The sequence below is a fragment of the Mangrovimonas futianensis genome (genome assembly GCF_021245805.1).
Lineage (GTDB): Bacteria > Bacteroidota > Bacteroidia > Flavobacteriales > Flavobacteriaceae > Mangrovimonas > Mangrovimonas futianensis.
Genome location: NZ_JAJJNF010000016.1, coordinates 1 through 7,342, shown reverse-complemented (window position 1 = coordinate 7,342; position 7,342 = coordinate 1). Strand labels below are relative to the sequence as shown.

Here is a 7,342-nt window from a genome sequence, read left to right as displayed (position 1 = left end):
TACAGACCCTACCATTACAGCACCTGATGACGTAACCGTAAGTGCCAATGCTTCCTGTGAAGCAACTGGTGTGGCTCTTGGAACACCGACTACAGCTGATAACTGTGGGGCGAATCCTGCAACCAATGATGCGCCTGCTACATTCCCAATAGGTAATACAACAGTAACCTGGACCGTAACCGATGCGGCCGGTAATTCTGCTACTGATACTCAAATAGTAACTGTCGAAGACAATACAGACCCTACCATTACAGCACCTGATGACGTAACCGTAAGTGCCAATGCTTCCTGTGAAGCAACTGGTGTGGCTCTTGGAACACCGACTACAGCTGATAACTGTGGGGCGAATCCTGCAACCAATGATGCGCCTGCTACATTCCCAATAGGTAATACAACAGTAACCTGGACCGTAACCGATGCGGCTGGTAATTCTGCTACTGATACTCAAATAGTAACTGTCGAAGACAATACAGACCCTACCATTACAGCACCTGATGACGTAACCGTTAGTGCCAATGCTTCATGTCAAGCCACTGGTGTGGCTCTTGGAACACCCACTACAGCTGATAACTGTGGCGTTAATCCGGCAACCAATGATGCGCCGGCCACATTCCCTATAGGTAATACAACAGTAACCTGGACCGTAACTGATGCAGCTGGTAATTCGGCTACTGATACCCAAATAGTAACTGTCGAAGACAATACACCTCCAACTGCCATTTGCCAAGATATATCTATACAATTAAATTCTGCTGGTGATGCAACAATTGCAGCAACTGATATAGATGGAGGATCAACAGACAATTGTGGAATAGCCTCTTTGAACGCCTCACAGACAGCCTTCACCTGTGCCAATTTAGGATCAAATACTGTAACTTTAACGGTTACAGATATTCATGGAAACTCTTCTACGTGTGATGCAATCGTCACAGTTGAAGATGATGAAGCTCCAACAATCAATTGCCCAACTGATAAAAATGTGGATTTTGAGGACAATTGTGAATTTACGCTACTTGACTATACCTCAGAAGCTTCAACTTCTGATAACTGTGATAATAATGTAACCTTGACCCAAAGTCCACCAGCAGGCTCTATTTTGAGTGGTGCAGTCGTTGTTACTATTACCGCTACCGATGACTCAAACAATTTTTCCACTTGCTCCTTTAATGTTGTTCCTTCGGACAATGAAGCCCCTATTGCGGCTTGTACTGATTACACAGCTGTACTAAGCCCTTCTGGAGTGGTGAATATTGCAGCATCCAATTTGGATAATGGTTCTTCAGATAATTGTGGAATTGCTAATATGACTGTTACTCCGAGTTCATTTAATTGCTCGGATGTCGGACCGAATACCGTAACTTTTACAGTTTATGATGATGCAGGTAATTTTAACAGTTGTACAGCAACTGTAAATGTGGAGGATAATACTCCTCCAACAGCAGTATGCACCGATTTTGTTGTAGTTATCGATGCTATTACCAGAGACGCCACAATTACTGCAGAAAATATTGATAATGGTTCCACAGATGCTTGTGGAGTTGCATCAATTACTGTGAATCCAAGCGTCTTTGATGAAGCTGCGGATGGGTTGTTATATGTGGCAACTACAATTTTAACAGTAACTGATGTGAATGGAAATGAATCTACTTGTACTGCCAACGTTACTGTAGAACCACCTAAAAATTTAAATACCTATATGACAGGTGTAATCACTAATCCCACTCCTGATAATCCGCAACCCCCTAGCCCATTGGTAGAGGTCACGGCTTGTCCTGGTGAATTGTTAGATGGTGTCACCGTTTTTTTTAATCTTCAAAGTATCGCCCCTTATAATTTAGTTGCTGCAGATGTCATTCATTGGGAAGTATCCTATGACTATGGTGAAACATGGACACCTCTCACAACTCCTCCTTCATCGGGAACGTTAACTTATTCGATATCCGGAATTACAAACGACACATTTGTAAGGGCTGTAATTGTGGATCCCGATACGGGAGCAACGAAAACGACTGCCGAGTCTTATGTACGTTTTCTTCCTCCTGACGAACCACCAATAATTACTAGTATTTCTCCTGACCCGCCAGAAATTTGTCTTGGAGAAGCAATTACCGTTACGGCTGAAAGTTTCTTTGACCAACCTAATGGACAATTTGGGGAAGGTGGTGAATTTAACTATGCACAGCCTGAAGGATGGCGAGTTGATGGTATAGATGGATTTTTTCCTGCAAGTGGAAACACAACCACCCAACCTACTTGGAAAGAAACTAATTCTAACAACAATCAACTTTTTAGTGGAATCAATTATGACACTAATGACAATACTAAATTTGCAATGGCGAATGGAGTTGGAAACGTCACAACCTTGGAAACACCGGTCTTCAGCACCATAGGAATGACATCTAGTGAAGCCATCATGACTTTTGATACGAGTTACTACTTCTGTAATGGAGGATTCGGAACCATTGAATTATCATTTGATTCTGGGAACACCTATTCTGTAGTTTTAAATACTGTTGAAGGATTAGACTTTACTTCAGGCAATACGACCGGAGTAGAATTAGTTAAATCTGGAGGAAACTGTAATGGTGGACAAAGACCAACTACCAACCCGAGAATGGTTTCTGCGTCCATTGATTTGGGAGCATATGTTGGACTTTCAGGATTAAGAATAATGTTTACTTTCAATGGTAGCACATCTACTTGTGAAGATGTTAGTTTTCCATTGGCGGCAGACAACCCTTGTAATAATAATCCCACTTATGATGTTGCCAGTGGCTGGGCTATTGACAAGGTTGGTTTTGCATACGCCTATGTCGATGAGGAAATAGAATGGACTGATGAAGATGATAATATCGTTTCAACCTCCACTGAAGCCACTATTACACCGATAACCCCGGGAATTAGAACTTATGGTGTAACCTCTCTAGTAAACGGTTGTAGAACGGAGAATGATGAGGGAACTGCCTTTGTTGACTTCTACACAAGTTTAGCCTATGCAGGACAAGACTATACCCCTTTAAACAGCGAATGTGGTGAAAATGCGCTTCAATTGAACGCCTACGACAATACGAAAACAGCAACTGAAAACTTTATTAAAGGTGCCTATGAAACAAACCTATACGTGGTGCCAGATACCGCTGCTGGAGACACAGACTACCCAGGAACGGGAGTAATGGGAACTTGGAGTATTCAAAATGCTTCCTATAATTCTTGTGGAAGCTCTGCCATATTTTCTAGTGACACAGATCCAGATGCCATATTTTCAGCAGATCCAGGAATATTTACTTTAAGATGGACTCTTTCAAATGGTTGTTTTGATGAAATCACAGTAGAAATCAAAGATTGTCCAACAGTAGACTTTGATGGCATCAATGACCATGTCACTTTTAGAAATAACTACCAATTAAACTCTGATTTTAGTTTAGAAATTTGGGTAAAACCAAATTCAACTAATGGAACTAGGACTGTTTTTTCTAGAAAAGAATTTGGAAACACGACGAGCGGTTATGATTTAAGTATTGTTAATGGACAAATAAGATTCCGCTGGGGGAATGCCGGTGGAACTGGTCAAGTAACATCTGGAGGCAATACTGTTGGAACCAATAGATGGTACCATTTAGCAGTTACATTTGATGGCTCACTTTACACACTTTATGTCGATGGAATTGTATTAGGAACTGCCAATGGTACTGCTCCTTTAAATACTTCTGGTAGCATAGAAGCACTAATTGGAGCCATGGATCAATCTCCTCCAAACGAACCTACCAATTATTATCATGGTTGGGTGGATGAATTGAGAATTTGGAATAAGGCATTATCTTATGAACATATTCATCAAATGATGAATCAAGAAATTCAGGCTTTAGGCTCAGATGTTGGTGGTGTTGTATTACTAAACAAAATTGATGGTCCAGATTTCAATCAAGACGGTGTTGACGATGACCCACTTGTATGGAATGATTTGGAAGGATATTACAGGATGAATTTGACTTGTGGAAACCTAGCTGCCTACAAAGGAGTTACTGGAAGATTGAGAAACATCACAACAAGCCAACAACAAACCGCTCCCCTACCATATATTACTACAAAAAATGGTAATTGGGATAACGATTCCACAACTGCTTCACCATGGTTATATTATTCTGTTTGGGATCATCCCAACAGCAATGGAATTAACGGAGAGGCCATTGATTGGAATATTGTTAGAACAAATCATAATGTGATAAGTGATGTGCAAGACATAACTTTACTAGGATTACTAGTAGATTCCAATGAATTAACAATCAAAGATACAGGTGTTGTTGATGAAACAAACAATGGTCATGGTCTTTGGATAACCCATTATCTCAAATTGAACGGTCAAATTGATTTGATAGGAGAATCTCAATTGGTTCAAAAACGATATACTATAGATCAATTGAACGATAGTGAACTTGAACCATCTAGTGGCGGATTTATTGAACGAGATCAACAAGGAACCAATAACCTTTACAATTATAACTATTGGAGTTCTCCCGTTAGTGCAATTGGTGCTGCAACAAATTCAAATTATACAGTCGCAAATGTTCTGAGAGATGGTACTACTTCATCCAATCCAGCTACAATAACTTGGATTGGTGGCTATAATGCAAATCCAGGACCACCCATCTCCATGCCAAATTATTGGCTTTGGACCTATAACGCCATAGCCAACACCTATCAGCAATGGAACCAAGTAGGGAGTACTGGTAGCATACCTACCGGAAATGGTTATACCATGAAAGGAAGCGGGACTGCTGGTAATTATCAAAATTATGTTTTTAAAGGAAAACCACACAATGGATTAATTCAGAGCACCAATACAAATGTTTCTAATGGTAATCAAATATTAATTGGTAATCCTTACCCGAGTGCTTTGGATGCCGATGAGTTTATTAAAGACAATATACCCAATAATCTAGCGACGGCAGAAGGTTCAACTGCTAATCCTGGATCAACCAATGCCTTTGATGGAGCTCTCTATTTTTGGGTCCATTATTTAAGTAGTAATTCCCATTATCTTGCCTTTTACGAAGGTGGTTATGCCACTTACAACTTAAGCGGTGGTGAAATTCCTACTACCCCACCTATAACCGAAGATGGTTATGAAATCAGTGACTTAGGTTCCTCGTCATTATTACCAGGCAGATATATTCCTGTTGGGCAAGGTTTCTTTGTGGGTGCTTTAGAACCAGGAACTGGAGGTCAAATTAAATTTGAAAATGACCAACGCGTTTTTGAAAGAGAATCTGGATCAGGATCTTCTATCTTCTTGAAGACTACAAATAACGCAAGCTTAACCTCTTCTAGTAATGAGAATGAATCAATCATCCAACGAGTAAGAATAACTGCATCCATGTCTAATAATTTAAACAGACATCTCATGTTGGCATTTGTTCCAAATAGCACTGCTACTGATGGTTATGATTATGGTTATGATGCAAAAAATATAGATACCTATTCTTCTGATGTATCTTGGAATATTGACGATGCTAATTTTGTAATTCAAGGTGTAAGTGAATTTGATCCAACTAAACAATATCCACTAAATGTTGAATTGGCTCAAGCTGGTGATTTAGCAATAAGCCTCAGAATGTTAGAGAATTTTGATGAAGATGCCATTGAAGTATTTATTTATGATTCCGTAACAGATGAATATACACAATTCAATGACGTACCTTTCTATATTAATTTAGATGCTGGTGAATATAATAATAGATTCTTTTTAACCTTTGAATCTGATGAATCAACTCTAAGTACCATTGAAGATATGACCAATGATATTAGTGTAAATTATTTGAATAATTCAGGTGAAATTTTCATAAATACTTTTAACCAAATAAATATTAAAAAAGTCCAATTGATTGATATGGGAGGTAAAGTTATACAAACATGGAACCATTCTCAAGTTCCTGAACTATCCTATTCTAAAATAAAACTACCCGTACAACGCTTATCAAGTGGCCATTACATCATAAAATTAGATACTGATTTAAATACCAGTATCAGTAAAAAAGTGATAGTTGAATAATAAAATCTTTAAAAATTTACGAAAGCGGTAATAATCTTACCGCTTTTTTTGAATTTCCTTCAAAAATTTGCATTTCATCGTGTTTTTTATGCACTTTATAGATTTTTTAATATTTATTTTTCTATATTGCGGCCATAAATAGCTATTAATCCATTGTTAATTAAGAAGAATATTTATCACGTTACCAATTGTACATTAAAGATATAAGTAAATAATTACAAAAAAAATCCCGACACGATTATAATTTACAGCTTATATCTTAAAAATACTATTGATCCACAATTCCTCTAAATACAATTATTAATAGTTACCAACCGGCCCCAACTATCAAATGTTGAAACGGTATATTTTTATATTTTTTAAAAATATCAACTATGAGGAAACCTTACTTAATTGTATTAACAGTTTTACTTTCTGCTATAAGTTTTGCTGCTATCCCCAAACATACTAGCTACCAGTTTTCCTATCCACTTATCACAGACGCCATTTGTACTTATGAGGAATATTTGGAGATCGCGTCTCACATAACCAAAAATGACATAGGATCATATTTAAGTATTACTGATTGTCCTCCAGCTAACATTACGGTTAATGTTGATCCAGGACAATGCTCTGCTGTTGTGATTTATACTAATCCAACCACAGACATTGTCGATGGTAGTATGGTACAGATTGATCTAACTGGTTATACAACTGGTGATGCATTTCCCGTAGGAATTACAGTTCAAACTTGGGAAGAAAGAGATAGTGATGATTCTCCAACTGGATTGACTTGTACATTCAATATTACCGTGGAGGACAACACGCCTCCGGTGCTTGTTGGTGTCCCTGCCGATGCGACCGTAGAATGTGATGCCATACCCACTCCTGCTGTGGTTACCGCAACTGACAACTGTGATACAACCCTTACCGTTAGCTATTCAGAAACTACCAATACCGTCAATGATGGTGTCGGAACTATCGTTCGTGAATGGTCCGTAACTGATAACGATGGCAATACAACAACACAAACCCAAACCATTACCGTGGAGGACAACACGCCTCCGGTGCTTGTTGGCGTTCCTGCCGATACGACCGTAGAATGTGATGCCATACCAACTCCTGCTGTGGTTACCGCAACTGACAACTGTGATACAACCCTTAACGTTAGCTATTCAGAAACTACCAATACCGTCAATGATGGTGTCGGAACTATCATCCGTGAATGGTCCGTAACTGATAACGATGGCAATACAACAACACAAACCCAAACCATTACCGTGGAGGACAACACGCCTCCGGTGCTTGTTGGTG

General features: G+C 39.0%; 2 protein-coding genes. Both read left to right on the top strand.

Annotation, left to right across the window (positions count from 1 at the left end):
- Nucleotides 1-6,049: DUF8693 domain-containing protein (locus LOK78_RS16285; protein WP_232635656.1), on the top strand; the 6,049-nt coding region annotated here is incomplete at its 5' end.
- A 374-nt stretch (nucleotides 6,050-6,423) separates the two neighbouring features.
- Nucleotides 6,424-7,342, top strand: a 919-nt coding sequence (locus tag LOK78_RS16280) for an HYR-like domain-containing protein (protein WP_232635655.1), incomplete at its 3' end; no start/stop codon positions are given.